Here is a 26,968-nt window from a genome sequence, read left to right as displayed (position 1 = left end):
AAGTGTGTGCGGCGATCCGAGCGTCAGGAGCGTCAGCGGATCAGGCGGGAAGGCTCATCAGGAGCAACGGGTCGGTGGTGGGCTGAGGGGAGCCTCCGGCGGGTTCGAGGGTGAGCCCGACGGCGCCGGCGTCGGCGGGGTTGCCGGTGAGGATGACGGTGCCGTCGTGGTCGATGAGTCCGGCGGGGCGCATGGTGCCGTCGTGGTCGAGCCACAGCTGGTAGGTCATCCCGGCTCCGGGGGCCGGCAGGTTGGCGGCGGTGAAGACGGCCTTGTTCTGCCGGCCGGAGGCGACCACGGTGGCCAGCGCACCGTTTGCGGTCCGCCCGTGGACCGTGCGCGCGTCGGGTGCTGCCAGGACGGCGCCCACCTGGTCGAGTTGCTGCTGGGCCTGGCGGGCCTGCTGCTCCAGTTGCCGTCCGTTCTGCGTCTGCCATACGGCGATTGCGCCGAATGCGGCGGCGGCCACGCCGGCGGCCAGCGCCAGGGGCACGGCTCGGCGGCGCAGGATGCCGCCGAGCGCCGGCACGGCGGTGGGGGCGGGCACGCGCGGCGGCAGTTGGCGCACCCCGTCGACAGCGGCCATGACCTGCGCCTTGGCCGAGGTGGGCGGCGGCTCGCAGACGGCGGCCGCCAGGCGGGCGGTGGTCGCTTCGAATTCCGCGGCTTCCTGTCGGCAGACCTCGCAGGTTTGCAGGTGGGCCTCGAAGGCTTGGCGTTCGCCGTCCTCGAGTGAACCGAGGGCGTGGGCGGCGGCGAGGGTGTGGACGTCGTCGGGGGCGTGGTCTTTCATGTGGTCACCCCCATGCAGTCGCGGAGCCGGATGAGCCCGTCACGCATGCGCGTCTTGATGGTGGGAAGCGGGGTGCGCAGGGCTTCGGCGACTTCACGGTAGGTCAGCCCCTGGTAGTAGGCCAGCGTCACCGCTTGGCGCTGGAGCTCTGTCAGACCGCGCAGGCAACGGCGTACCTGCTCGGATTCCAGCCGGGTCTCGACCTGCTCGGCGACTTCATCGAAGGCGGTGGTGTGTTCGCGGGCGGCCTGGGCGTGTTCGCGGTCCGTCGCGGCCTGGGCGGAGCGGACCCGGTCCACGGCCCGCCGGTGGGCGATCGTCGCGGCCCAGGTGGTGACGGAGCCGGCGTCGGGGCGGTAGCGGGCGGCCTGGCGCCACAGGTCGATCATGACCTCCTGGGCGACCTCCTCGGACTGGGCCCGTCACGCACGACTTTGACGACGATCCCGAAAACCGTCGGCGCGAGGGCGTCATAGAGGACGGAGAAGGCCTCCTTGTCGCCGTGGGCGACCTTCTGCATGACGTCGGTGAGGTCGCGGCTGGCCGGGTCGGAGGGACGGCCGGCGTTGAAGGGGAGCGGTTGGTTCACCTGCGGGGCTCCGGCCATGGAGAGAAGGCGAAGAGGCGGCCCGGGGTGGCCGTCGGAGGGCGGGGCGTCCATCGCATGCCGGTCCTGGTCTCGTCTGGGTACCGCGCCGGACCGTCCCCGGGGACGCTCCGGCCTTGCGAACCTGGGCGTGTGTCGTCTGTTCTTCGTAGCCGACGGGCCCGCGGATGGGAGGCCACTGCGGCTACCAGCCTGCGCGTGTTCACGGATGCGGACATCGCACTGGCCTCCCTTGAACCCAGTCGACTGAGCCCGCGCACCGGGTAGACCAGCCGCTCCGTGCAGGTCTCTCCCGCCCCCGGGTCGGCCCGCCCTCACGGGCGCGACCCGGGACGATCCGGCGTCTTCACTCCTGTGCCGTGAAGACAACATCCGTGACCCGTTCACTCTTTGGGGGTGGGGCCAATCCGCCGGGCGGGTGCCGCCGAATGCCGGGTGTGAGCAGCTTCCGCACCATCCTCAACCGCGCCGCACGGGGCGCACTGGCCGGAGTCCTGGCCGCGTTCACCGCCCTGGCCGTGGCCGAGCTGGTGGCCGGACTGGTGCGTCCGGCGGCCGGGCCGGTGACGGTCGTCGGGGGCGCGGTGATCGACCGGACGCCCGCCGCGGTGAAGGACTTCGCGATCCGCACGTTCGGGGAGAGCGACAAGGCCGTCCTGCAGGTGGGGATCCTCGCGCTGCTCGCCGTCCTCGCCGTCGGGCTGGGCGTCCTGGCCCTGTCCCGTCGGTGGGCCGGCGCGGCCGGGGTGCTGCTGTTCGGGGTCGTCGGCTCCGCCGCGGCCCTCGGCCGCCCGGATTCCACCGGCATCGGCGATGCGCTGCCCTCGATCGCCGGAGCCCTGGCAGGGGCGGTCGTCCTGTACGTCCTGGCGGCGAAAGCCGTACCCGTCCCCGTGACGGCCGGTGGGGGCGGACAGGACGCCGCACGGGGGTGGAGCCGGCGCGGTTTCCTCGCCGCGGCCGGTGGTACCGCTGTGGCGGCCGCCTCGGCCGGTGCCCTGGGCCGCTTCTTCACGGGCCGCCAGGGCCAAGGTGCCGTCGCCTCCCGCGACAGCCTTGTCCTGCCGGCTCCTTCCTCCCCGGCGCCCGCGGTCCCGGCCGGCGTCCAGCCGAAGGTCGCCGGCATCAGCCCCTTCACCACCCCCAACGCCGACTTCTACCGAGTCGACACCGCCCTGAGCGTTCCCAAGGTCGACGCCGGCACCTGGCGGCTGCGGATCCACGGCAGCGGGCTGACCCGTCCGGCCACCTACACCCTCGACCAGCTCTTGGCACGTCCCCTCATCGAACGTGACATCACTTTGACCTGTGTCTCCAACGAGGTCGGCGGCCCCTACGTCGGCACCGCCCGCTGGCTCGGCGTCCGCCTCGGCGACCTCCTCGAGGAGGCGGGTGTGCGGCCACCGTCCCGGGGAGGCAAAGCGGACCAGTTGGTGGCCCGCTCGGTGGACGGGATGACGCTCGGATCCCCGGTCGAGGACGTGATGGACGGCCGGGACGCGATGCTCGCGGTCGGCATGAACGGCGAGCCGCTGCCCTTCGACCACGGCTTCCCCGTCCGCATGCTCGTACCCGGCCTGTACGGCTACGTGTCGGCCTGCAAGTGGATCACCGACATCGAGCTCACCACCTTCGACGCCTACGACCCCTACTGGGTCACGCGGAAGTGGGCCCGCAAGGCCCGGATCAAGACGCAGGCCCGCATCGACACCCCCAGGCCCTTCGCACGCCCTGCCGCCGGCACCCTCGTCGTTGCCGGGGTCGCCTGGGCCCAGCACCGCGGCATCACCCGCGTAGAAGTCCGCGTGGACGACGGCCCCTGGCAGGACGCCGACCTCGCACACCAGGCCGGCACCGACACATGGCGCCTGTGGTCCTACCCCTGGAAGGCCACGCCCGGCGGGCACGCCCTCACCGTCCGCGCCACCGACGGCACCGGTCAGGTACAGGCCGAACAGCGCACGCGGACCATCCCCGACGGAGCGAGCGGCTGGCACAGCGTCTTCGTCACCGTCCCCTAGACCACCGGACCGGCCCGCGGGCCGACTCCGGCAGCACGACCAGCCATCTCAACACCCCATGGAAAACCCCCGAGGAGCAACAGATCATGAACAGCCTGAAGATCCGCCGTACCGCGATCGCCGTCGCCGCAGCCGCCCTGCTGCCGTTCTCCCTGGCCGCGTGCTCCGACTCCGGCAGCGACACCAAGGCCGCCGCCCCCACCGCAGCCGCCGGTGACCAGGCCAAGACCGGCGAGAGCACTCCCGCAGGCGACTCGATGACCGGCGGGGCCCCCTTCGGACCGGCCTGCGCCGGCGTGCCCAAGGAAGGCGCCGGCTCCTTCGACGGCATGGCCAAGGACCCCGTCGCCACCGCCGCCTCCAACAACCCGGCCCTGTCCACCCTGGTCGCCGCGGTCAAGCAGGCCGGCCTCGTCGACACGCTCAACAACGCCAAGGACATCACCGTCTTCGCCCCGACCAACGACGCCTTCGCCAAGATCCCGAAGGCCGACCTCGACAAGGTCCTCGCCGACAAGGCCACGCTGACGAAGATCCTCACCTACCACGTGGTGGGCCAGAAGCTCACCCCCGAGCAGCTGGAGAACGGCAGCTTCGAAACCCTCGAGAAGGGCAAGGTCACCACAAACGGCTCCGGCGAGTCCTACAAGGTCAACGGCACCTCCAACGTGGTCTGCGGCAACGTCAAGACCTCCAACGCCAACGTCTACATCGTCGACACCGTACTGATGCCCAAGTAGGCCCCATCCGGCAGAAATTCCGGTGACCGGCTGGCGGCCCCGCGTCCTTCCTCCCAAGGACGCGGGGCCACCGGCATGCGGTGGGAGTGCCGGCGTCGGCCGGGGACTGCGGAGAGATCCGGTCGGCCATCGCCTCGAGAGCCGAGGGCTGCCGCAACGACTCCGACGCCGAGTTCGCCCACAGTCCCCCGGGTCGCCGAGCGTGCCGGCTGTGGTCAGACGACTCCTATCCGGCGGGCCGTCGCTTCCGAGGTGCGGAGGTGGGTGTGGGCGTGCTCGCCGAGGGATTGCAGCACGCCCGCGATGACGGTTTCGATAACGGCGAGGGTCGGCACCAGGCTGTCGTACGGGGACAGGGTGGCGACCTGGCTCGGGAGGACGACGTCGGCGTGGGCGGCTGCCGGTGACAGCCAGGCGTCGGTGAAGACGATGCTCTTCCCTCCCTGTTCCCGGGTCATCTGGGCGATGGCGGTCTTGTCCTCCTCGTAGCGCCGGTAGTCGAAGAGGATGACGGCGTCCCGGCGCGTCAGGTGGGAGAGGTGGGCGGTGCGTTCGACCGCGCGGTCCGGCAGGATCCTTACGTCGTCGCGCAGTTGCATCAGGTGCATCGCCAGGTACTGGGCCAGCAGGTGGGTGAAGCGGCCGCCGGCCAGCGTGATGCGGCGTTTGCGGTCGCTGAGGATCCGAACGGCCTGGTCCAGGTCGTGCGGGGGAAGCTCGGCGAGGGTCTGCCCGACGGCGGAGGTGAAGACGGAACCGGCGTGGGCGAGGAGGCCGTCGGTGCCGACGGGACCCGCGGTGCTGCCGGGATCCGTGGTGCCGCCGGGACCCGCAGTGCCGCCGGGGCCGGAGGCTGGATCTTGGCCGGGCTGCCGGTTGTAGCTGCCCGACTCGTAGAGGGAGAGGGGGGAGGCGTTGCGCTCGTCCAGCTCGGCGCGCAGGGCGGCCTGGAAGTCGGGGAAGCCCCGGTAGCCGAGGCGGTTCGCGAAGCGCAGGACGGTGGGGGCGGAGACGGCGGCCCGTTCGGCGATGGTGGCGACGGTCTCGAAGCCGGAGGCCGGGTAGCCGGCCAGCACGACGCGGGCGACCTTGCGTTCGGCGGGGCTGAGGTCGCCGAGTTTGTTGCGGATGTCGTCGGCGAGGGTGCCGGCTGCCATGGGGGTCCTTTCGCGTGCGTGCGGGCCGCATCCGCCGAGCGTATCGCCTGGCCCGGCTCGGAGGATGCGGCCCCCGTGGCTGGGGCGTGGTCAGCTGGGGGTGACGGACAGGCCGAGGGAGAGGAGGGTCTGGGCGCGGCCCGGCTCGGTGGTCCAGGCCGTGGGCAGCGCGGCGCCGAACGGTTTGGTGAGGGTGACGGTGAAGTGCGGGCCGCCTTCGAAGGTGGTCGCGGTGGCGGTGCGCTGGGTGCGGGACTCGGCGAGGGCGCGGGCGGTGGTGCGCAGTGAATAGCCGGTGCCGTCCGGGTTGGCGAAGGAGTGGAAGGCGTCGGTGTTGGCGGGGACCGGCTGCGTACTGGTGGGGAAGGCGGGGCGCTTGCCCGGGGCGGGTGCGGCGCGCCACGTGCGGGGGTCATAGCGGTCGCCGTCGGTGAGGTAGCTGTAGCGTGCGCCGGCGAGGGACCAGCCGCGGTCGGTTCGGCGGGTGCGGGCCTCGCGCAGGTCGAGGACGGTGACGCCCTGCGGGCCGCGCACGGACAGGGTCTCGCGCGGGGTGCCGGGGGCGTCGACGACGAGGGCGGTGTTCTCGTCCAGGGCGTAGACGCGGTCGTGTCCGGTGTCGGCGGCCAGCCGCAGGGAGCGGCCCTCGCGGCCGCTGGTTCCGGTGTGGGTGTCGATGAGTCCGGAGCGCAGGAAGCCGAAGCCGCCGGCGGGCAGGTAGCCGAGGCGGGCGGGGTCCTCGAAGTAGCCGGGGCTGCTGCCGTCGCGGAGGGCCTCGTAGGAGTCGCCGCCGGTGACCATGTCCGCGCCGGAGGCGATCTGCGCGCCGGCGGAGGAGCCGGCGACCACGGCGCCGGCGGCCAGTTTGGCGCGGATGGCGGCCAGGACGCGGGAATCGGTGTGGGCGTCGCCGTGGAGGAGGGTGGTGACGTAGCGGTACTGGTCGCCGCCGCCGAAGAAGAATCCGGTCATGGCGTTGATGCGGGCGACGACCTGGGCGGAGTCGGCGTTGTCGATGTGGTCGAGGTCGACGGGGATCCATTCGGCGTCGCCGGCGCCGTGCCGCTTGAAGAGCTCGGCGTAGTAGGCGCCGTTGCAGGCCGAGTTGGAGCACTTGTCCGGGTCGGTGGCGTCGGGGTCCTGGCTGGCGGGGACGGACGCGGCGGTGAGGATGCCGATGCGGGCCGCGGTTCCACCGGCGCGCTTGATGATCTCCCCGTAGACCTGGGAGTTGTCGTCCTTGAGGCCGCCGCCGACCAGGACGAGGGAGCCCGTGTGTCCGGGCTGCCGGGCCGGGTGGGCGGTGGCCGCGGTGGCGGGGGCCGCCGTCAAGGCCAGCGCGAGGGCCGTGGCCCCGGCGAGGGCCGCCCGGCGGGTGACCGAGGCCCGATTCCGGACGCCGGTTGCGGTGCTGGTGCGGTTCATGCGGGTGCCTCCGGTTGGCTGGGCTGCGTGGCAGGAGCGATGGACGGGACGGTCAGGCGGCCTGGGGGTCGGGGGCGGCGCCCAGTTGGGTGATCAGGGTGGCGAGGAGGGCGATGCGGGGCGCGACGGTGGTGGTGTCGAGCCATTCGCCGGGGCTGTGGTCGGCGCCGCCGACAGGTCCGAGGCCGTCGAGGACGGGTACGCCGACTCCGGCGATCAGGTTGGCGTCGCCGACTCCCCCGGTGGCGACGGCGTCGATGTCGAGGCCCAGGGAGGTGGCGGCCCGCTGTGCGTGGCGGAGCATGGTGCGCGAGGCGGCGGTGTCCTCCATCGGGGCACACAGGTCGAGGAGGTCGACGTGGACGCGGGTGCCGGGAACCGTCGGGTTGGCGGCGGCGTGGTTGATGGCCTGTTTGACGAGGCGGATGCCGTCGAGTGTGGCGGAGCGTACTTCGACGAGGAGTTCGGCGCTCGGGCAGACGATGTTGGGGCGGTTGCCGCCGTGGATGCTGCCGACGTTGACGGTGACGTCGTCCCACCGGCCGTTGAGGTTCTGGAGGGCGACCACGAGGTGGGCTGCTGCCAGGGCGGCGTTGGCTCCGCGTTCGGGTTCGATGCCGGAGTGGGCGGCGCGGCCGGTGACGGTGAGGCGGTAGTCGGCCACTCCCTTGCGGGCGATGACCAGGTCGCCGTTCTCGCGGGCGCATTCCAGGGCGAGGGCGTAGTCCATGCCCCGGGCGGCTGCTTCGGTGAAGGGGCGGCTGGCCGGCGCGCCGATCTCCTCGTCCGGGGTGGCGAGGAAGACGATCTCGGCGTAGTCGTCGTGGCCCGTCTCGTGGAGGATTTCCAGCGCTGTCAGGCCGGCGAGGAGTCCGCCCTTGTCGTCGCTGACGCCTGGTCCGTGGGCGATCGATCCGCGGAGGGTGAAGGGGCGCTCGGCGGCGGTGCCGTCCTCGAAGACGGTGTCCATGTGGGCGGCGAGCAGGATCCGCCGCCCGCCTTCCGCGGTGGTCAGCCGGCCGGTCCGGCGGGCGACGAGGGTGTCCCCCAGCGCCGGACCCGGACTCGGGGCGGGGGTGAACCGCTCGGTGGTGAAGCCGAGCCGTTCGAGACGCCCCTGAAGCCAGTCCGCGACCTGGTTGACGCCGTCGGGGCTGTGGGAGCCGGAGTCGATGGAGACCAGGTGGGACAGGCGGCGCAGGTAGGCGGGCAGGTGGTGCCTGGCGTGGGTGAGGAGGGCGGGGGCCGGCGGGGGCCGCCGGCCGGCGGGGGCGGTCACAGGACCTTGGAGAGGAAGGCGCGGGTGCGTTCCTGCTCCGGGTCGACGAGGACCAGGCGGGGGTCGCCCGCTTCGACCACGATCCCGTCGTCCATGAAGACGGCCGTGTCGGCGACCTCGCGAGCGAAGCCGATCTCGTGGGTGACGACGATCATCGTCATGCCGTCGTCGGCGAGCCGGCGCATCACGTCGAGGACGTCGCCGACCAGTTCGGGGTCGAGCGCGGAGGTGGGCTCGTCGAAGAGCATCAGCTTGGGCTTCATCGCCAGCGCCCGCGCGATGGCCACCCGTTGCTGCTGGCCGCCGGAGAGCTGCGCCGGGTAGTGTCCGGCCCGGTCGGCGAGGCCGACATCCGAGAGGAGTTGCTCGGCTTCCTGGCGGGCCTGCGACCGCGGCACGCCGGTCACCTTGAGGGGTGCCTCCATGACGTTCTCCAGGGCCGTCATGTGGGGGAAGAGGTTGAACCGCTGGAAGACCATGCCGATCTCCCGGCGGCGGTCGGCGACCTCCCGCTCGCGCAGTTCGAGCAGCCTCTCGCCCTGGCGGCGGTAGCCGACGAGGTCGCCCTCGACGGAGAGCAGGCCGCCGTCGATCTTCTCCAGGTGGTTGATGCAGCGCAGGAAGGTGGACTTGCCGGAGCCGGAGGGGCCCAGCAGGCAGCACACCTGGCCGCGCTCGACCGTCAGGTCGATGCCCTTGAGCACCTCCAGCCTGCCGAAGTGCTTGCGCACCCCGTCGGCGTGCAGCATGGGCGCGGTGTCGGACGCGGTCGCGGTCACCGGCCGGCCTCCTTGGGGATCGTTCGGATGAGACCGGCTGCGCCGCCGAGCATGCGGCGCAGCGGGGAGAGGTGCACGGCCCGCGCGGTGCCGCGGCCGTAGCGGCGCTCCAGCCAGGACTGGGGGATGCCGAGCAGGGACACCAGGGCCAGGTACCAGAGGCTGGCGACCACGAGCATCGGGATGACCTGGTAGTTCTGGGCGTAGACGTCCTGGATGTTGGACATCAGGTCGTGCGCGGAGATGACGGAGACCAGCGCGGTCATCTTGAGCATGTTGATGGTCTCGTTGCCCATGGGCGGGATGATGACGCGCATGGCCTGGGGCAGCACGATCCGGCGCATGGTCAGGGCCGGGCGCATGCCGAGGGAGTGGGCGGCCTCGCTCTGGCCGGGGTCGACGGACTGGATGCCGGCGCGGACGATCTCCGAGGCGTATGCGGCCTCGTTCAGTCCGAGGGCGAGCAGGGCCGCGACGGTGGGGGTGAGCAGGGAGTTGGTCTCGATGCTGAAGAAGGTGATGTCGGTGAAGGGGACACCGATCTTCAGGTACTTGTAGAGGGCGCCGGCGTAGCCCCAGAAGATGATCTGCACCAGCAGCGGTGTGCCGCGGAAGACCCAGACGAACAGGCCGGCCAGCCAGGACAGGACGGGGCTCTCGGAGAGCCGCATGACGGCGACGAGTGTGCCCAGACCGAGTCCCAGCGCCATGGCGGCGGCCGTCAGCCACAGGGTGGTGGCCAGGCCGTCGAAGACGAGATCGGCGAAGAGGTAGCGGCCGACGACGTCCCAGTGCAGGTTGTCGTTCTTGGCGAGGGAATCGGCCAGCCCGGCCAGGGCGGTGACGGCGGCCACGGCGGCGACCCAGCGGCTCCAGTGGCGTACGGGTACGACGTGCAGGTCGGAAGGGGCGGGGGCCGGGTTGCGGTCGGGGGGTGCGGAGGTGGTCGCGGCGGCCACGGCTAGTTGTCCCCGCCGTTCTTGGTGGCTTCCTTGACGGCGATGGAGGCGACGCCGTACTTGTCGAAGATCTTGGTGACGGTGCCGTCGTCGATGAGGGCCTGGAGCGCCTTGTGGATGGCGTCGCTGAGCTGCGGGAGCTTCTTGGACACCGCGATGCCGTTCGGTGAGGCGCCGTAGCCGCCCGCGGCCTGGGGGTCGTCCACGACCTCGAAGGTGGTGCCGCCGTCGGCGGTCTTGGCGGTCCAGCCCGCCGCCGGCTTCGTCTGCACCTGGGCGACGGCCTTGCCGGAGCGAAGGGCGAGCTGCGCGTCGGAGTCCTTGGGGAAGGTCTGGATGTCGATCTCGGCCCGGCCGGCTGCCTTGCAGGCGGCCTGGTGTTCCTTGAGGAGGTCGAGCTGGTTGGTGGCGGCCTGGACGGCGGCCTTCTTCCCGCACAGATCGTCCAGGGTGGCTATCTTCTCCGGGTTGCCCTTGGCGACCATGATCCCCGAGCCCGAGACGGAGTAGTCGACGAAGTCGACGACCTGCCGGCGCTCCTTGTTGTCGGTCATGGCGGACATCGCCGCGTCGAACTTCCCGGCCTGAATGGCGGGCACGATCCCGTCGAACTTCTGCGGGGTGAAGGCGAACTTCACGCCGAGCTTCGCGCCCAGCGCCTGGCCCAGGTCGTAGTCGAGCCCGGTCAGTTCCGGCTTGCCCTCCGCGACGAACATCTCGAACGGCGCGTACGGCACATCGGTGGCCACCCGTACGGTGCCGGACTTCCGGACCGCCTCGGGCAGCGCGTCGTACAGCGCCTTGTCCCGGGAGATCGTCACCCCGGCGACGGTGGTCTGCTCGGCAGAGGCGGCGCCTGCGGAATCGGGGCCGGAGCCGGAGCAGGAGGTGAGGGTGGCGAGCGCGGCGGCGGCCGCGGCCGCCGTGAGCAGGTTGCGGGACACAAGGGAGTACATGGATGGATGGGCCTCTCGTGTGGGGCCGTAGGGGGGCGTTCGGTGTTCGGTTCGCCAGTCGACTGCACCCCGGAAGTTACAGAACCGCGTTTCGATTAGCTAGATGTATCGCCCGTTACATTCGCGTAACGGGCCGAAAGCTCTGCGGGCGGGCCGCCACACCTGCTCTCTGGCCCGTCAGGAGCGCCGTCCGGCGCGTCGGCGGACGAGATTCCGCCGTACATCTATCGCGATTCCGCACCGACTTGTAAGTTCCGCTACCACCAAGCCCGCCCTGGCGCTCGCCGCGGTGTCCACCGCACTGCGTGCACGGCATCGCCATGCCGTGCGCCCGGGCGGATCCCCTCCCCCACCCCTCGGAGCATCCATGGGCTCACGTTCCCGCCGCGCCGCGCTGACCTCGGCCGCCGTCGCACTGCTCACGCTGTCCGGCGCGCTCGTCTCCACCGGGAACGCCCAGGCGGCGGCCTCCCGTATCCGCCTGGGCAGTTCCTCCGATGCCGGCCGCGCCTCCTGGCAGGGCCCCGCCTTCACCATGAACGGCGACGGCAAGATCGTCCCCGGCTCGATGTCCGCAGCCGTCGACGCCATCCGCGGCGGCACCGGCAGCCTGGACGTCGTGGTGCTGGCCGGCTCCGCCCCCGCCTCGGGCAGCCCCACCCCCGAGTGCGACGCGGTCATGGCGCTGCCGGGCGTCAACTCCTGTACCAGCTGGACCCTCACTACCGCCTCCGACGGCAACGACAGCCAGGTCAACACCGACATCCGCAACGCGGAGTTCGTGTACTTCGCGGGCGGGGACCAGTGCCGCTACGCCGCCTGGAAGGGCACCGCGCTGGAGGCCTCGGTGGAGTCCGTCGTCGCCAAGGGCGGCGGCTCGGGCGGCGGCAGCGCGGGGCACCACATCAACAGCCCCGTGGTGTACGACGCGTGCAAGGGCAGCGTCACCAGCGCCGAGGCACTGGCGAACCCCTACGACGGTTACATCACCTTCACCACCGGCATGTTCGGGTGGCCCGACTACGCGGACGTGATCAACGACTCGCACTTCACCACCCGCGACCGAATGGGCCGCACCATGGCCTTCGTGGCCCGCGCGATCAAGGACGGCCGGACCTCCGGCGGCAAGGCCTGGGGCGTCGGCGTGGAGGAGGGCAGCTCGCTGTACCTCGACAGGAACGGCCTGGCCACCCTCTACGGCAAGGAGGCGTACGTGGTCCTCGGCGACCACCAGCCGGAGAAGGCCGTCTCCGGCAAGCCCCTGACCTTCTCCGGCTACAAGATCTGGCGCCTGGGCCCCGGCCAGACCTACGACTTCCGAAACCGGCCCACCTGCGGCTACTACCTGCGCGGCGTCACTGCTGGAGTCATCGACGCAGCCCCCTACAGCGGCACCCCCCAGACCTCCTGCAGCGGCTCCGCGCTCCAGGAGTCCGAGCCGAACGACACCCGGGCCGACGCCGACGACGCCGGCGGCCTTTCCTCCGTCCTCTCCCTCGGCGGCAGCATGCAGACGACCACCGACCGCGACTACTTCCGCGTCGCACTCGCCTCGGGGCAGCGCCTCGGCGTGCAGTGCCAGGTGCCCGCCGCCTACGACGCCGACCTCTACCTCCTCGACTCCGCCGGCAGCACCCTGGAACGGTCCGTGAACAACGGCGCCGGCATCGCGGAGTCCCTCTCCTTCACCAGGACAGCCGCCGGTTCCGGCACCTACTACGTGGAGCTCGAGGCATATCGCGGGTCGGGCTCGGCGCCCTACACCTGCACGCTCACCTCCGGCTGAGACCCCGCTGCGCCGCCACCGAACCAGCGCCTCCGGCCACCGGCCACCGGCCGCGCGGCCCGCCGCCCGGCGCTTCTGCGCGCCCTCGAGCGGCGTTAGGGATTCGTATGGATTTCGCGACGCAGGACGCCGCACGAGGGCCTGTGGTCGCCTCCGGGCGGGCACAGCACGGGGGTCACGGCATCGCGCTGAGCGGGGCTTTTCCCCCTGACGACGCGGCTTGTTCAGGCCGGGGCGGGCGGTCGGGATGGTGGATGGTCCGCTGGGCACAAGGGCAGGGCGGGTGAGGGCACTGGTCCGTCCGGTGCGGGGCCGCGTCGGCGGCGGGCCCATACTCGATGATCGCCGTGAGGCCTCCGCGCTGGTGGCCGGTGACGTGATGTGAGTGACCGGAAAGGGTTGATGGGGGATATGAGGGACGCGGATCGCATGGGTATGCCCGAGGTGGTGGAGAGCCCAGCCCTTCGGCCCCAGCCGTCGGGCGGGCTGGGGCGGTGGATGCTGCGGCACCAGGTGCAGCCGGTGGGACCGGCGGCCGACGAGGGGCATGCCAAGCCGCACCCGTGGTGGAAGGTGATGTGCCTGACCGGTGTCGACTACTTCTCCAGCCTGGCCTACGTACCCGCGATCGCCGCGCTCGCCGCAGGGGCGGTCTCACCGCTGGCGACGCTGCTGATCGTGGCGTTGACGCTGCTGGGCATGCTGCCGATGTACCGGCGGGTGGCGAAGGAGAGCCCGCACGGCGCCGGGTCGGTGGCGATGCTGGAGGACCTGCTGCCGTTCTGGTGGGGCAAGCTGTTCGTCCTGGTCCTGCTCGGCTTCGTGGCCACCTCGTGGATCATCACCATCACGCTGTCCACCGCGGACGCGTCCGTGCACGTCGTGGAGAACCCCTTCTTCCCCGCGGCCCTGCACGGCCACGAGGTCGCCCTGACGGTGGTGCTGCTGCTCGTGCTCGGCGGGGTGTTCCTGCTGGGGTTCAGCGAGGCGGTCAGCGTGGCCATCCCCCTGGTCGCGGTCTTCCTCGCACTGAACGCGGTCGTCATCGGCGTCGGGCTGGTCCACGTGTTCACCACCCCCGGGGCCTGGTCCGCGTGGACCGACGCCCTCGCGTCGGGCGGAGGCGGCTTCGGTGACCTCATGGGCCCGGCGCTGCTCGCCTTCCCGCTGCTGGTGCTCGGTCTGTCGGGCTTCGAGACCGGCGTGAGCATGATGCCGCTCGTCGCCGCCGAAGGCGCCGACGCCGAACAGCGACTGCGCTCGCGGATCCGCAACACCCGCAGGCTGCTGACCACCGCCGCGCTCATCATGAGCGTCTACCTGCTGGCCGCGAGTTTCGTCACCACCCTCCTCATCCCCCACGAACTGTTCGAACCAGGGGGCGCCGCGAACGGCCGTGCCCTGGCGTGGCTGGCCCACGAGCAGGTCGGCGAGGCGTTCGGCACGGTCTACGACATCAGCACCATCCTGATCCTGTGGTTCGCCGGAGCCTCCGCCATGGCGGGACTGGTCAACATCGTCCCGCGCTACCTGCCGGACTACGGCATGGCGCCCGAGTGGGGACGCGCCGTCCGGCCGGTCGTGATCGTCTACACGCTCCTGTGCATCCTCATCACGATCGCCTTCGACGCCGACGTCGACGAGCAGGCCGGCGCGTACGCCACCGGCATCCTCGCCATGATGGTCTCCGGCGCCTTCGCCGTCACCGTCTCCGTCGCGCGCCGGCGGCGCCGGGCCGCGACCGTCGGCTTCGCCCTGCTCACCGCCGTCCTGCTCTACGCCCTGATCGCCAACATCATCGACAAGCCCGACGGCATCGTCATCTCCGCGTTCTTCATCGCCGGCATCATCGTCGTCTCGCTGATCTCCCGCGTCTCCCGCACCACCGAGCTGCGCGCCGACCGCATCGTCTTCGACGCCGACGCCCGCCGGTTCATCGACGACACCCTCGCCCACGACAACGCGATCAACCTCATCGCCAACCGCCGGCAGGCCGGCGACGTCGCCGAGTACCGCGACAAGGAACGCGAACAGCGCGGGGTCAACCCCGTCCCCGGCCGCGCCGACGTCATCTTCCTCGAGATCGACGTGGTCGACCCCTCCGACTTCAGCGAGACCCTCACCGTCCACGGGGCCGAGGTAGGCGGCTACCGGATCCTGCGCGCGGCCGCCCCGGCCGCACCGAACGCCATCGCCGCCATCCTGCTGGCCCTGCGAGATGCCACCGGAGTGCAGCCGCACTGCCACTTCGCCTGGGCGGAGGGCAGCCCGCTCGTACACATGGTCCGCTACTTCCTCCTCGGACGCGGCGACACCGCCCCGGTCACCCGCGAGATCATCCGCAGCCACGAACCCGACCCCGCGCGCCGCCCCGGCATCCACGTCGGAGGCTGACGACCCCAGCCGTACGCCGCCACTCGCGAAAGTACCGAGGCCGGAGACCGAAAGGCATGCCAGACCATGGCCCCCACGCCGGACCGCCGAATGCGGCTCAGGATCACCATCCTCACACTGGGCGCGATCGCCATGATCGTGGCGGGCGCAGCCACCGAGTGGTGGTGGCTGCTCGGCATCGGCGTGTGGACCATGATCGTGGCGTTCGTGACGGAGCTGATCTACCGACCGTAGGCAACTGACCCCACGGCCCCACGGCCCCGCACCCGACCCCTGAAGCGGGTTCTCCACGCCCGCAAGTTCCAGGCCCACGAAGCCGGCACGGACACCGGCACGTTGGAACTCGGAGCGGCCGCATGCACACCCGACGTAGTCCTCCTGGACCTCGTCGGGCGGCGCGGGTGCGGGCACGGGGCAGCACCGACCAGCGGAGTACTAGCAGGAGTTGGCGTGGGCTGCGAGGACTTCCTCAGAGCCGCGGCCCACCCGGCCGCCGGGCACCAGGCCGCACAACCGGCGGATCCGTCCGCAGCGGAGGCATGCCGGACCCCTGACGCCCTCGACGCCGCATTCCCGCAGCTCCCGCAGGCGGGCGGCGCGCGGGAGGACCCGCTGCCGAGGGCGTCGGCCGTCGTACGCTGCGCTCGTAGTGACCTTCCGGGTAGGACGGGTGCGCGTCGGGGTGGGTCAGATCAGGCTGAGCTGTTCTCCGATGGCCGTGGCAGGAGCACGTTCCGCAGGCGGCGGATGTTCGCACGCCAGGGTTCGCCATCCGACTCGGCCCATAGATCCATCAGTTCGGACGGTTCGGTCATGATGCGGTCGAGGGCCTGAAGGGCGAGATCGCGCAGGCCAGTGAGATCCGGCAGGGACTCCTCAGGCCCGTAGATTGGATCGGCCGGCTCGCCCCCGGGGCACTGCGCCGCGACGAGCGCGGCCGCGGCGACGGCTACCTCGGATTCGGGTGCTTCGAGGTAAGCCGCGGTGTCGATCACACGTGTGAGAGCACTACGGACGATGCCCTCACGTTCGCCTGCAGCTGCCTCATCAAGGTCACCGCCAAAGTCCGCTGCGGTGTCGTTGTCGAAAGGGCCGACGTCCCAAGTGCCCATGCTCTCTCCTGATCACGATGTTGACCGGGGCATCCTGACAGAGGCCACTGACAGAAGCCGCGCAGTCCAGAGCGGGGCTTCAGTCGCATGTGACTGGTCGAGACAGATGCCACCCGGCCATCATGCTCAGATGGCCCACGACATAGTGTTCTTCCTCGCCGCCGACGACGAGACAGCTGCTGCGACGCGCCTGCGGGGACCTGGTGAGGCCTTTGAGTCAGTGACCTGCCGTTTCATTGAGCCGGATAGTGCCATCGCCGAATGGGACACGTACTTCCAGGAGCCTTCGGCCGAGGCCCTACCTGTCGAGCGGCACCTTGGATGGGCGTGGCCGGAGTGGGTCACTGCCCCGTTGAACGACGGCGTTGAGGTGTTCGCTCTGCCGCAGCGTTTGACCCGGGCGCTGGCCAACGCGAGCTCCGCCGAGCTGGAAGAGCTTGCAGGCCGCTGGACCACGCGCCTCCGATCCGAGGACGGAGACGAGATGACCGACGATGACCTGCTGGCAGTCCTGCAAGGCGTTGCCCGCCTCGCAGCGTCTGCGGTGAATACGGGTGGCGGCCTCTACAGCTGGAGCTTCTGACCGCCCCTCCCCCAGGGACGTCGGCGGGTCCTCTTGACCGGGTCGGTGCGATCGGGCCCATTGTGTCCTGCCGGTGCAGGTGGCGTGATGCGGCGCATGGGTTCCCCTTCCCAGGATCGGGCCGCTACCCCCGATGGCTGCGCTGTTTGCTCCCGACTTCCGCTCTGCATCCCGCCTGGCCCGCCGGCGGGCGGGTCCCCAGCCCGTCACCGGCAAACGCCGGCGTGCGTAGCCGCCGGTGTACGCGCATCCACGCGACTTCACGTGAGGTCTGCGCTCTCGTCAGAACAGGGGGCTAGGCGGATTCGAGAATTAGTGCGCCTGTTCGGGGGTGATGAAGGGGCTCAGCGCGGGCAGGAGCGTGTCCAGGGGAAGGGCTCCCCGCGTACGGCCGGGTCAACCGCCCGGCCCGAGAACAGGAAAGGTCGCTCTGATGTCGCAGGTCGAAGAGTCCGTCGAGGTCGATGTCCCCGTACGCACCGCATACAACCAGTGGACGCAGTTCGAGTCGTTCCCGCACTTCATGGAGGGTGTGGAGCGCATCGATCAGCGCACCGACACCATGACGCACTGGGTGACGAAGGTCGGCGGGGTGACCAAGGAGTTCGAGGCGGAGATCACCGAGCAGATTCCCGACGAACGCGTCGCCTGGACCACCCTGGGCGGCGACGTGAAGCAGGCTGGCGTCGTCACCTTCCATCACCTCGGCGACAACAAGACCAAGGTGATGCTGCAGCTCGACTACGACCCGGACGGCTTCGCGGAGAACGTCGGCGACAAGCTCGGCTTCGTCAAGCGGCAGATCACCGGCGACCTGAAGCGGTTCAAGCAGTACATCGAGGACCGCGGCAGCGAGACGGGATCCTGGCGCGGCGAAGTCTGACGCGCGCTCTGGGCACTGGGGCCCGCGCCCGCTCTGCCGGCTCTCCCGGCCGAGCTGGGGAAACGTGCCCGGGCGCCGGGCCCCCGGGCATCACCGAGGGGGTCAGCCCTCCACCCCGGTGGGCGTGATCGCTCGGGGGCCGGTGCCGGGCCGCAGGCCAAGCATGTCCAGCAGGAACGCCAGATCTCTTGCGTCGACGGCGCGAGAAACAACAGCGCGGCGCGCCGCCGCACGGTCCGCTGTCCCGGAAGAGGCCGGGAGGGCCGGGTCGCATCCAAAGGGATCCTTCACCCGCCGATCCCGCCATCCCCGCCTTCCGGGTGCAGCCCAACTGCTCCAAGAGCGCCCGCCCTCGGTCCCCCGGGCCGAGGGGCGGCGCCTCGTCAACATCGAACAACCCTGTTCGTGACCGCCGTCGCGACGCGGCGCTACCCGTCTGCCGCACCTGTCGCCTGCCCCGCACCTCGTGTGGCGCTCTCCCGGCGATGGGTCCCTGCCCGGACACCCATCGCCGGGCCCGCCGGGACATTCGGCCCGACCCCACCCTGCCCGAGGGCAGCCAGGAGACCCGTCCGGAGCGGCCCATCCCTCTCTACGCTGAAGGGCCGCATCAACTTCCTGACGGGCAAGCTGAAGGCGACCAAAGCCATCGCGCAGGAGCCGGGCGTGAGTCGGCGCTCGGCGGAGCGCTAGCGCACGGGCGAGCAGAAGACCCGCCGAATCCCATCAACGACCGCATCGACGCCTCGGTCCGCTCCCGCTGGCAGCCTGTCGTACGTAACCGGCGGCGCAATCAGACCGCCGCCACCGCCCTGTCGAGACCCGCGCACGGTTCGGGTAGGGGCCTGAGGAACATCGGCGTCAGAGCGTGCACCAGGTCGTCTCTTCCGGATCGTGTGTCGTCCGGGCAGGTTGGTGATGCGGCTGGCCCTGCGCCACCGCGTCAGCCTGGCGGGTGGAACGCTGGAACTCCTCGGTCCCTGCGAGCAGGCCCTGCAACTTGCTGGACCTCACCGGCACCCGCGACCTCTTCACCCTCCGCGCCGAGTCCTGCTCCGCTTCCCCGGGCTGAGTACCGGGGCGCGAGAGACATCCACTACCGTCACCGGGTGCCCATCCGCTCGTATCTCCGGGAGGACGCGTGAAGGCGCCCCAGGTGACAGTCAAGCCCGAGGCCGACGGTGTGCGCGTGGTCGTCTGCTCCGGCGAGTTCGACCTCGACACCGCCGGACTGCCTCCAGGGCCCGCTCCCCTCCCAGCTGCGCAGGATGATGGAGATGACCGGAACCCTGGCGCTGTTCGAGATCCGCGAGACTCCCGGCCATGCCGGGTGAGCCGCTGGCAGCGGGCAGCCGGCATCTCTGGCACCGCCTGGGGCAGGCGCTTCGCATGAAGCCCCGATCAGGCAGGACCGGTCTGCCGGCGAAGATGAACTGCGCGCAGGCACGGGAGTCCGCCCGCCATGTCCTCGCCGAACACCACGCTTCCGATGCCCTGGTCGCCGACGTGCTGACCGTGGTCAGCGAACTCGTCTCCAACGCGATCCGCCACGCAGGCGGCGTCACCGGCTTCCACATCACCGTCCGGGCCGGGCAGGTCACCATCGAGGTCTCCGACGGCTCGGCCGCCCAACCACACCTGCGCCCGCCCTCCCCGAACACCCCCGGCGGCTTCGGATGGCGGGTCGTGAAAACCCTCGCCCCCAGCACCTTCACCCGCTTCCACCGCACCGGAAAAACCATCGTCGCCACCCTCCCCACCCACCCCGGCTAGTACTTCTCGACCTCCCTCATGAGGAGCCGCGGCGTAAGTGACTGTTTCTCTAATGCGGCTCTCGAATTTTGGCTGTGCCCGCGCTTCCGTGACACGGACCCGGGCAACGACGCGGTCGTCCGTCTGCCTCCACGTCGCTTCCCGGGGGTGCTGATCCAGGGTGACTCGCTCTCGATCATCCGCGGCGATGTTGCCGAAATCGTGGGCCTGTGGCCAGGGTGACGTCGATGGCGCCCACGAGGCTGCGACGGCCGGCTGTGGCTGCGCCTGGGCCCCCACCCCGATCACGCCCTCCTCAGCCTCGACCGGGAACAGCTGCGCCGATCCGGATCACCGCCTGCGCGCGGCCCTGCGGCAGGGTTGCGGATGCTGGTGTCGCGCAGCCTTGCCGCGTCAGTTCCGCGGTGCGGCCGTACGGCGCTCCCCGCCGACTCCCCTCAGCGGACCTCGATTCCGATGAGGCAGGTGTCGTCATCGGTGTCGGACGCGCTGTACGTCAGTACTGTGTCCAGTCGCTTCTCCAGCGTCTCAGCGGACCGCGACGCGACAGTGAGCAGCTGGGCGAGGGAGTCGGTGACCGCGATGTCACGACGCTCGACGAGTCCGTCGGTGTACATGAGGAGGATGTCCTCCGCTTCGAGTTGCACCTCTTCCTCCGCGAAGGTCGCGTCGGGCAGTGCTCCGAGCAGGAGTCCTGAGGTGAGCGGGAAGGGCTGGGCGTCCGCTCCGCGCACGAGGACCGGGGGCAGGTGGCCGGCTCGGGCCCAACGCAGGGTGCGGGTCTGGGGGTCGTAGACGGCGCACACGGCGGTGGCCGTGAGGTTACTGGTGAGGTGGAAGGCGACGCTGTTGAGCCAGGCGAGGAGTTGTGCGGGGCCTGCGCCGGTGACGGCCAGTCCGCGGAGGGCGTTGCGTAGGACGACCATGCCGGTGGCGGCCTGGATGCCGTGTCCGGCGACGTCGCCGACGCTCAGAAGGATCCTGCCGTTGGGGAGGACGACGGAGTCGTACCAGTCGCCGCCGACGAGCGACTCGGATTCGGCCGGTCGGTAGCGCACCGCGATCCGGATGCCGGGTACCTCAAGTGCTGCGGGGGCCGGCGGCATGATGGCGTGCTGCAGTTGGAGGGCGAGGCGGCTGCGGTCGGCTGATTCGGCCTCGGTGTCGGCGAGCTGGTCGCGGGTAGCGGCGAGCGCGACCTCGGTCCAGTGCTGGGACGAGACGTCCTGGCAGGCACCGCGCACCGAGTAGAGGCGGCCGTGGTCATCGAGTACGGGTTCGGCAACCATGCGGATGTGCCGGGTGATGCCGTCGGGCCGTTGGAGGCGGAACTCCACGGATGATTCGCGCTGGCTGTGCAGGAGGGTGCGCAGGAACCGTCCGATGGAGTTGACGTCGTGGGCGTGTACGTAAGCGGCGAGGTCCTCGAGGGGGACGGGGGTGGCGGTCAGCGGCAGCCCGAACAAGGTGAACAGCTGCTCGTTCCAGCTGATCGCCCCGGTGTGCATGTTCTGTTCGAAGCCGCCGACCCGGCCGAGGCGCTGGGCGTGCTGCAGCAGGTTGGCGAGCCGGGCCTTCTCGTCCTCGATCTTCCAGATGAGGAGGAGGGCGGAACCGTGCCGGCTGATGCGCACGTCGGCGACGGTGGTGAGGGGGACTTCTCCCACGAAGGTGGTCAGTACGGTGCGCAGGGCCTGGCAGGCTTCGCCGGTGGCGAAGGTCCTCTCCAGTTTGTCGAAGAGTCCCCCGCCCTCACCCGCTGCCGGGTAGATCTCGAGGAAGTGGCGGCCGGTGACCATGGAGCGGGGCCGGCCGGCAGGGTCGATGAAGCTGTTGTTGACGTGGTGGATGCGGAAGTCGGCGAGGCGGCCGTCGGTGTCCAGGACGGGGGCGAGGACGAGAGCCGTGTCGTCAAGGTGCCCGGCGAGGTCGGTGAGTTCCGCCAGGGCCGCATGGTGCGCGGCGCCTGGAGTGCCCGGGGTGCTGTGAGGGTACTGCTCTTCGAGGGTGTGAGCGCAGAGTTCGGCGAGCGCCTCGAGCTGGCGGATGATCTGTACGGGCTGTGGGGGCAGGGGCTGGGGCCAGCCGATTTCCAGGACGCCGTGGATGCGGCCGCCGGTCCCTGCCGGGATGACGACGCGGCCGCCGTCGGGGTGCCGGCGTCGGCCGATGGTCGGCAGACTGGCTTGCGAGAGGCTGGTGACGATGGAGAGCTCGCGGTGGGTGAGGGCGAGCCGGGCGCAGGTGGCGACCTCGGGTGGGACGTAGCGCCAGCGGTCGGCGTCCTCCTGGGTGAAGCCCGCCTGTCCGGCCAGGGTGAGCGAGGAATCGGCTCCGGTGACCCAGATCGCGACGCCGTGAGCACCGAGAGGGGCGAGCGCGTTGTCGAGGAGCGCCGCAGCGACGGCCTGCGTGTCCCCCGCCGCCAGAACCCGGCTTTCCGCTGCCCGCAACCGGACGGCCGGCGCCGCGGCGGAAGCCGGCTCGGCGACAGCGGTGGCGAGGAACTGCTGCGCGACTTCGCTGACACGGTCACGGGCGGCTTGGTTGATGACGTCGACGGCGAGAGCGAGCAGGGTGGTGCCGGACTGTTCGGCGAGCTTGGCCAGCTGCCGTGATGCCTCGGCGGGCCCGCAGCCGAGTTGTCCGACGAGAATGCCCTTCGCGAGTTCCACGAGAGCACGGCCATCGGCGGCTGACTGGGCTTCCAACGCCTCCTCGCGCAGTCGCTCCACGGTCGCCGCGAGCCGGCCGGCCTCCTGGGCAGAGGGAGTGCTCGGCCCGGGGCGTCGGTCCGGCTGGAGGTCGCCCTGTACGGCTGCCATGGCTGACTCGACTGGGGCATGGACTGCCGCCGGGGCCGAGGCAGGGGCGGGTGTGGCGTGGGGCGCAGTCGCTTGGTTTTCGTCAGGAGTGGTGTTCACCGTGTGTGTCGCTATTCCTCCGTAGGTGGCCAGGGGTATCAGGCGGAAGTGGTGCCTGAGGTGTTCTGGGCCGGTAGCCACCGGCGGAGGCGGGCGATGAGGTCGTTGGCGTCGACGGGCTTGGTGACGTAGTCGTTCGCGCCGGAGGCCAGGCTCTTCTCGCGGTCGCCGGGCATGGCCTTCGCCGTGACCGAGATGATCGGAAGCGTGCTGTATTCGGGCATGCGCCTGATCTCGGTGGTGGCCGCGTAGCCGTCGAGTTCCGGCATCATCACGTCCATCAGGATCAAGTCGATTCCCGGCGTTGCGGTCAGGGTTTCGATGCCCCTGCGGCCGTTCTCGGCATGCAGGACGTGCATCCCGTGCAGTTCCAGGATCCCGCTGATGGCGTAGAGGTTGCGCGGGTCGTCGTCGACGACGAGGACCGATCGGCCGGCGAGGCTCGCATCGACGACGGCGTGCTCGGAGACGGCGGGGTGGTCGGCGGCGTGCACGAGGGTCGGGACGTCGCCCGGGCGCTCCGCCGACAGGTGCAGGGCGATCCGTTCGCGGAGCTCGTCCAGGCTGGAGAGCACTTCCAGCGGCAGGACGGCGGCGCGCGAGGCGACCTCCGCCTGCTGCTCCCGGGTCATGCGCCGGTTGTCGTGGGCGAGGACCGGCAGGGAGGCCAGCGCACTGTCCCCTTCGAGGGCCTGGAGGAAGCGCAGTCCTTCCCCATCGGATCCGAGTTCGAGGACCACGCAGTGCAAGGGTGCCTGCGCCAGGACAGCCGCTGCGTCGGCGGCTGTGACGGCGGTGACGACCTCGGCACGGTCTGCCGGCACGGTAACGGCACGTCCTGCGGTCAGGTCCCCGGCCGCGCTTTCGGCGACGAGGCTGAGCAGACCGTTGCTGCGCTGCTCGATGACCAGAATGCGCCGGGGGTGCCGCTCCTCTTCGAGGACCGGCTGGGCAGCGGCGTCCGACTGGGCCGACTCCGCGCCGGCGGACTCCGCGCTCTCGAGGGCGGCCGTACCGCCTTCGGCGATTCCCGAGACGGGGAGGTAGAGGGTGAAGGTGCTGCCCTGGCCCGGGCTGCTCTCTGCGGTGACGGCGCCGCCGAGGAGTCGGGCGATCTCGCGGGTGATGGAGAGGCCGAGGCCGGTGCCGCCGTACTTGCGGCTGGTGGTGCCGTCGGCCTGCTGGAACGCGGCGAAGATGGCTTCCAGATGCTGCTCGGCGATCCCGATGCCGCTGTCGATGACGCGGAAGGCGACCACCGATCCGGCCTGGGCCAGCTCGTCGGGGAGCTCTGCCGACGTGGCGGGTTCGATCTTGACGTGGACCCGGCCGTGCTCGGTGAACTTCACCGCGTTGGACAGCAGGTTGCGCAGGATCTGCTGCAGGCGGGCATCGTCGGTGAGAAGGTCCACCGGCACACCAGGGGCCGTCGTGATGTCGAATTCCAGGCCCTTCTGGCTCGTCAGCGGCCGGAAGGAAGCCTCCAGGTAGGTGAGGAGCTGCTTGAGGGAGACCCGCTCCAGGTTCACGTCCATCTTGCCCGCCTCAACCTTGGAGAGGTCGAGGATGTCGTTGATCAGCTGGAGCAGGTCGGAGCCGGCGGAGTGGATGATGCCCGCGTACTCGACCTGCTTGGGGGTGAGGTTGCGGGTGGGGTTCTGGGCGAGCAGCTGGGCGAGGATCAGGAGGCTGTTGAGCGGGGTGCGCAGCTCGTGGCTCATGTTCGCCAGGAACTCCGACTTGTACTTGGAGGCCAGCGACAGCTGCTGCGCCCGGTCCTCCAGTTCCTGCCGGGCCTGTTCGATCTCCAGGTTCTTGGCCTCGATGTCGCTGTTCTGGCTGGCGAGGAGGGCGGCCTTCTCCTCCAACTCGGCGTTGGAGCGCTGGAGTTCCTCCTGCTGGACCTGGAGTTCCTCCGATCGGGCCTGCAGCTCCGTCGTGAGCCGCTGGGACTCGCCGAGGAGCTCGTCGGTCCGCGCGTTGGCGACGATCGTGTTGACGTTGACGCCGATCGTCTCCATCAGCCGGCCCAGGAAGTCGCGGTGCACCGCGGTGAAGGGGGCGAAGGAGGCAAGTTCGATGACGCCGAGGACCTGGTCCTCGACGACGATGGGCAGGACGATCAGGTGAGCCGGCGCCGCTTGCCCGAGGCCGGAGGAGATCAGGTACCCGGCCGGCACGTTGTCGGTGGTGAGGATGCGGCGGCTGCGCGCCGCCTGCCCCACCAAGGTTTCTCCATGCCGCACCCGGGTGGCGGCCGGACTTTCGACCGGGCGCCCGAAGGAGCCGATCAGGGTGAGCCCCGCCTGGCCGTCGATCTCCTCGCCGAGGTAGAAGGCTCCGTAGCTGGCATCGACGAGGGGGGTGAGTTCGTCCATGACGAGTTCGGCGACGACGGCGAGGTCGCGGTGGCCCTGCATCAGGCTGGAGATCTGGGCGAGGTTGGACTTGAGCCAGTCCTGCTCCTGGTTGGCCCGGGTGGTCTCGCGCAGCGAGCCGACCATGGAGTTGATGTTGTCCTTGAGTTCGGCGACCTCGCCGGAGGCGTCGACGGTGATCGAGCGGGTCAGGTCGCCCTCGGCGACCGCGCTGGCGACCTCGGCGATGGCCCGGACCTGGCGGGTGAGGTTCCCGGCCAGCTCGTTGACGTTCTCGGTGAGCCGCTTCCAGGTGCCGGAGACGCCTTCGACCTCGGCCTGGCCGCCGAGCCGGCCCTCGCTGCCGACCTCTCGGGCGACGCGGGTGACCTCGGCGGCGAAGGAGGACAGCTGGTCGACCATCGTGTTGATGGTGGTCTTCAGCTCCAGGATCTCGCCGCGGGCGTCCACGTCGATCTTCTTGGACAGGTCGCCGTTGGCGACGGCGGTCGTGACGAGGGCGATGTTGCGGACCTGGCCGGTGAGGTTGTTGGCCATGGAGTTGACGTTGTCCGTGAGGTCCTTCCACGTTCCCGCCACGTTGGGGACCCGGGCCTGGCCACCGAGCCGGCCCTCGGTGCCCACTTCGCGGGCCACGCGCGTGACCTCGTCGGCGAAGGCGGACAGCGTGTCGACCATCGTGTTGATGACGCCGGCCAGCGCGGCGACCTCGCCCTTCGCCTCCACCGTGATCTTCTGTGACAGGTCGCCGCGGGCGACGGCGGTGGCGACCTGGGCGATCGACCGCACCTGACCGGTCAGGTTGGACGCCATGACGTTGACGTTGTCGGTGAGGTCCTTCCAGGTGCCCGACACGCCACGGACGGTGGCCTGGCCGCCGAGATTGCCTTCCGTACCGACCTCGCGGGCCACCCGGGTCACCTCGTCGGCGAACGCGGACAGCTGGTCGACCATCGTGTTGATGGTCTCCTTCAGCTCCAGGATCTCCCCGCGCGCGTCCACCCGGATCTTCTGCGTCAGATCGCCCTGGGCCACGGCGGTGGTGACCTCGGCGATGGAGCGGACCTGAGCGGTCAGGTTGTCGGCCATGAAGTTCACGGAGTCGGTCAGGTCACGCCACGTGCCGGAGACCCCCTTGACGTCCGCCTGGCCGCCGAGCCGTCCGTCCGTGCCCACCTCGCGGGCGACGCGGGTGACCTCGTCGGCGAACGCGGAGAGCTGGTCGACCATCGTGTTGATCGTGGTCTTGAGTTCCAGGATCTCGCCCCGGGCGTCGACGCGGACCTTTTGCGAGAGGTCGCCCTGGGCCACGGCGGTGGCGACCTGGGCGATGGAGCGGACCTGGGAGGTCAGGTTCCCGGCCATGAAGTTCACCGAGTCGGTCAGGTCACGCCACGTGCCGGAGACCCCCTTCACGTCCGCCTGGCCGCCGAGGATGCCCTCCGTGCCCACCTCGCGGGCCATGCGGGTGACCTCGCCCGCGAACGCGGACAGCTGGTCGACCATCGTGTTGATGGTGTTCTTCAGCTCGAGGATCTCGCCCCGGGCGTCAACAGCGATCTTCTGGGAGAGGTCGCCCTTCGCGACGGCGGTGGTCACCTGCGCGATGTTGCGGACTTGGTCGGTGAGGTTACCGGCCATGAAGTTCACCGAATCGGTGAGGTCACGCCACACGCCGCCCACTCCGGGCACCTCGGCCTGGCCCCCCAGGCGTCCCTCGCTACCCACCTCACGTGCCACGCGGGTGACCTCGGCGGCGAACGAGGACAGCTGGTCCACCATCGTGTTGACGGTGTCCTTCAGCTCCAGGATTTCGCCGCGGGCTGCGACGTCGATCTTCTGCGACAGGTCGCCGCGCGCCACTGCGGTGGCCACCTGGGCGATGTCGCGGACCTGGGTGGTGAGGTTGCCGGCCATCGCGTTCACGGAGTCCGTGAGATCCGCCCACGTACCGGACACCCCCGGGACCTCGGCCTGGCCGCCCAGCGTTCCCTCGGTGCCGACCTCGCGGGCGACCCGGGTCACCTCGGACGTGAACAGCGACAGCTGGTCTACCATCCCGTTGAAGACCGTCGCGATCTCCCCCAGAAGGCCGTCGGCCTCGTCGGGCAGCCGAGTACCGAAGTCGCCGTCGCGTACGGCCGTCAGCCCGGCCAGCAGCTGCCGCAGCTCCGGCTCACCGACCGCCCCTGCCCCTGTTGCCTCCGCGCGTGACGAAGCAGCCGTCTTGGCCATCGCAGTCTGTCCCCATCTCTCATTCTGCCCACGGCACGCCCCCAACCCTCGAGCGTCCCATGCCCCAGTCCATCACATGTGCCCGCACCCTCAGAACCACACGTGAACTTGCGTTCGCTCCCCGCCGTTGAGTACCTCGCGGGTACGGGCCCCACGCCGCCCTCGCGGCACAGCGCCTGCCCCT

Annotated in this window: 19 protein-coding genes and 1 pseudogene; 9 read left to right on the top strand and 11 right to left on the bottom strand. The window is 70.6% G+C overall.

Features of this window, described 5'->3' with window-relative positions; genetic code table 11:
- Positions 1–40: 40 nt before the first annotated feature.
- Together ACZ6JT_RS30355 and sigK are read right to left on the bottom strand one after the other, a co-directional pair.
- Positions 41–793, bottom strand: a complete 753-nt coding sequence (locus ACZ6JT_RS30355; protein WP_469214637.1) for an anti-sigma factor — start codon at positions 791–793, stop codon at positions 41–43.
- Positions 790–1,400: pseudogene (gene sigK / locus ACZ6JT_RS30350) on the bottom strand (ECF RNA polymerase sigma factor SigK). The gene ACZ6JT_RS30355 and the pseudogene sigK overlap by 4 nt, the downstream one beginning before the upstream one ends.
- Before the next feature lie 428 nt (positions 1,401–1,828).
- On the opposite strand from sigK, the gene ACZ6JT_RS30345 reads away from it, so the two are divergent.
- On the top strand, positions 1,829–3,421 hold the full coding sequence (locus ACZ6JT_RS30345) for a molybdopterin-dependent oxidoreductase (protein WP_469214635.1): 1,593 nt from the start codon (positions 1,829–1,831) through the stop codon (positions 3,419–3,421).
- An 86-nt stretch (positions 3,422–3,507) separates the two neighbouring features.
- A complete protein-coding gene (locus ACZ6JT_RS30340) occupies positions 3,508–4,161 on the top strand; it encodes a fasciclin domain-containing protein (protein WP_469214633.1) in 654 nt (217 codons plus the stop codon).
- Positions 4,162–4,376: 215 nt separating this feature from the next.
- Here ACZ6JT_RS30340 and ACZ6JT_RS30335 read toward each other — a convergent pair whose 3' ends face one another.
- From ACZ6JT_RS30335 to ACZ6JT_RS30310, 6 genes are all read right to left on the bottom strand, one after another.
- Positions 4,377–5,318: a MurR/RpiR family transcriptional regulator gene (locus ACZ6JT_RS30335; RefSeq protein WP_469214631.1), complete on the bottom strand. Its 942-nt coding sequence runs from the start codon at positions 5,316–5,318 to the stop codon at positions 4,377–4,379.
- A 90-nt stretch (positions 5,319–5,408) separates the two neighbouring features.
- The gene (locus ACZ6JT_RS30330) at positions 5,409–6,743 is read right to left on the bottom strand and encodes a cyanophycinase (RefSeq protein WP_469214629.1); all 1,335 of its coding nucleotides are present in this window, start codon (positions 6,741–6,743) and stop codon (positions 5,409–5,411) included.
- 52 nt (positions 6,744–6,795) lie between these two features.
- Positions 6,796–8,022: a M20 family metallopeptidase gene (locus tag ACZ6JT_RS30325; RefSeq protein ID WP_469214627.1), complete on the bottom strand. Its 1,227-nt coding sequence runs from the start codon at positions 8,020–8,022 to the stop codon at positions 6,796–6,798.
- Entirely contained in the window at positions 8,019–8,771 is a 753-nt protein-coding gene (locus ACZ6JT_RS30320) for an amino acid ABC transporter ATP-binding protein (protein ID WP_469215007.1), read from the bottom strand. The genes ACZ6JT_RS30325 and ACZ6JT_RS30320 overlap by 4 nt, the downstream gene beginning before the upstream one ends.
- 26 nt (positions 8,772–8,797) lie before the next feature.
- Complete coding sequence (locus ACZ6JT_RS30315; RefSeq protein WP_469214625.1) at positions 8,798–9,760, bottom strand: amino acid ABC transporter permease; 963 nt, start codon at positions 9,758–9,760, stop codon at positions 8,798–8,800.
- Positions 9,761–9,762: 2 nt separating this feature from the next.
- On the bottom strand, positions 9,763–10,716 hold the full coding sequence (locus tag ACZ6JT_RS30310) for an ABC transporter substrate-binding protein (protein WP_469214623.1): 954 nt from the start codon (positions 10,714–10,716) through the stop codon (positions 9,763–9,765).
- 367 nt (positions 10,717–11,083) lie between these two features.
- Between ACZ6JT_RS30310 and ACZ6JT_RS30305 the strand changes: the two genes are divergently transcribed.
- From ACZ6JT_RS30305 to ACZ6JT_RS30295, 3 genes are all read left to right on the top strand, one after another.
- Positions 11,084–12,502, top strand: coding sequence for a pre-peptidase C-terminal domain-containing protein (locus ACZ6JT_RS30305; RefSeq protein ID WP_469214621.1), 1,419 nt, complete (start codon positions 11,084–11,086; stop codon positions 12,500–12,502).
- 429 nt (positions 12,503–12,931) lie between these two features.
- Positions 12,932–14,896, top strand: a complete 1,965-nt coding sequence (locus ACZ6JT_RS30300) for an APC family permease (RefSeq protein ID WP_469214619.1) — start codon at positions 12,932–12,934, stop codon at positions 14,894–14,896.
- A 66-nt stretch (positions 14,897–14,962) separates the two neighbouring features.
- Entirely contained in the window at positions 14,963–15,130 is a 168-nt protein-coding gene (locus ACZ6JT_RS30295) for a hypothetical protein (protein ID WP_469214617.1), read from the top strand.
- A gap of 458 nt (positions 15,131–15,588) precedes the next feature.
- Here the strand turns inward: ACZ6JT_RS30295 and ACZ6JT_RS30290 are convergent, their stop codons facing one another.
- Positions 15,589–16,008: a DUF4259 domain-containing protein gene (locus ACZ6JT_RS30290; protein ID WP_469214615.1), complete on the bottom strand. Its 420-nt coding sequence runs from the start codon at positions 16,006–16,008 to the stop codon at positions 15,589–15,591.
- Between the two features lie 130 nt (positions 16,009–16,138).
- On the opposite strand from ACZ6JT_RS30290, the gene ACZ6JT_RS30285 reads away from it, so the two are divergent.
- The 4 genes from ACZ6JT_RS30285 (at position 16,139) to ACZ6JT_RS30270 (ending at position 19,469) form a co-directional block, all read left to right on the top strand.
- Positions 16,139–16,591: a hypothetical protein gene (locus ACZ6JT_RS30285; RefSeq protein ID WP_469214613.1), complete on the top strand. Its 453-nt coding sequence runs from the start codon at positions 16,139–16,141 to the stop codon at positions 16,589–16,591.
- A gap of 433 nt (positions 16,592–17,024) precedes the next feature.
- The gene (locus tag ACZ6JT_RS30280; RefSeq protein ID WP_469214611.1) at positions 17,025–17,474 is read left to right on the top strand and encodes an SRPBCC family protein; all 450 of its coding nucleotides are present in this window, start codon (positions 17,025–17,027) and stop codon (positions 17,472–17,474) included.
- A 1,389-nt stretch (positions 17,475–18,863) separates the two neighbouring features.
- Complete coding sequence (locus ACZ6JT_RS30275; RefSeq protein WP_469214609.1) at positions 18,864–19,247, top strand: ATP-binding protein; 384 nt, start codon at positions 18,864–18,866, stop codon at positions 19,245–19,247.
- An 18-nt stretch (positions 19,248–19,265) separates the two neighbouring features.
- The gene (locus ACZ6JT_RS30270; protein ID WP_469214607.1) at positions 19,266–19,469 is read left to right on the top strand and encodes a DUF6959 family protein; all 204 of its coding nucleotides are present in this window, start codon (positions 19,266–19,268) and stop codon (positions 19,467–19,469) included.
- Positions 19,470–19,684: 215 nt separating this feature from the next.
- Here ACZ6JT_RS30270 and ACZ6JT_RS30265 read toward each other — a convergent pair whose 3' ends face one another.
- Entirely contained in the window at positions 19,685–22,072 is a 2,388-nt protein-coding gene (locus ACZ6JT_RS30265; protein WP_469214605.1) for a SpoIIE family protein phosphatase, read from the bottom strand.
- A gap of 137 nt (positions 22,073–22,209) precedes the next feature.
- Positions 22,210–26,784 carry a HAMP domain-containing protein gene (locus ACZ6JT_RS30260; RefSeq protein ID WP_469214603.1) on the bottom strand — a complete coding sequence of 1,525 codons (4,575 nt, stop codon included), beginning with the start codon at positions 26,782–26,784 and terminating at the stop codon, positions 22,210–22,212.
- Between the last annotated feature and the right edge of the window lie 184 nt (positions 26,785–26,968).

Source organism: Streptomyces sp. NPDC046308, from assembly GCF_055588065.1.
Note: the sequence above shows the minus strand (reverse complement) of the source record. Positions and strands in the feature narration are given on the sequence as shown.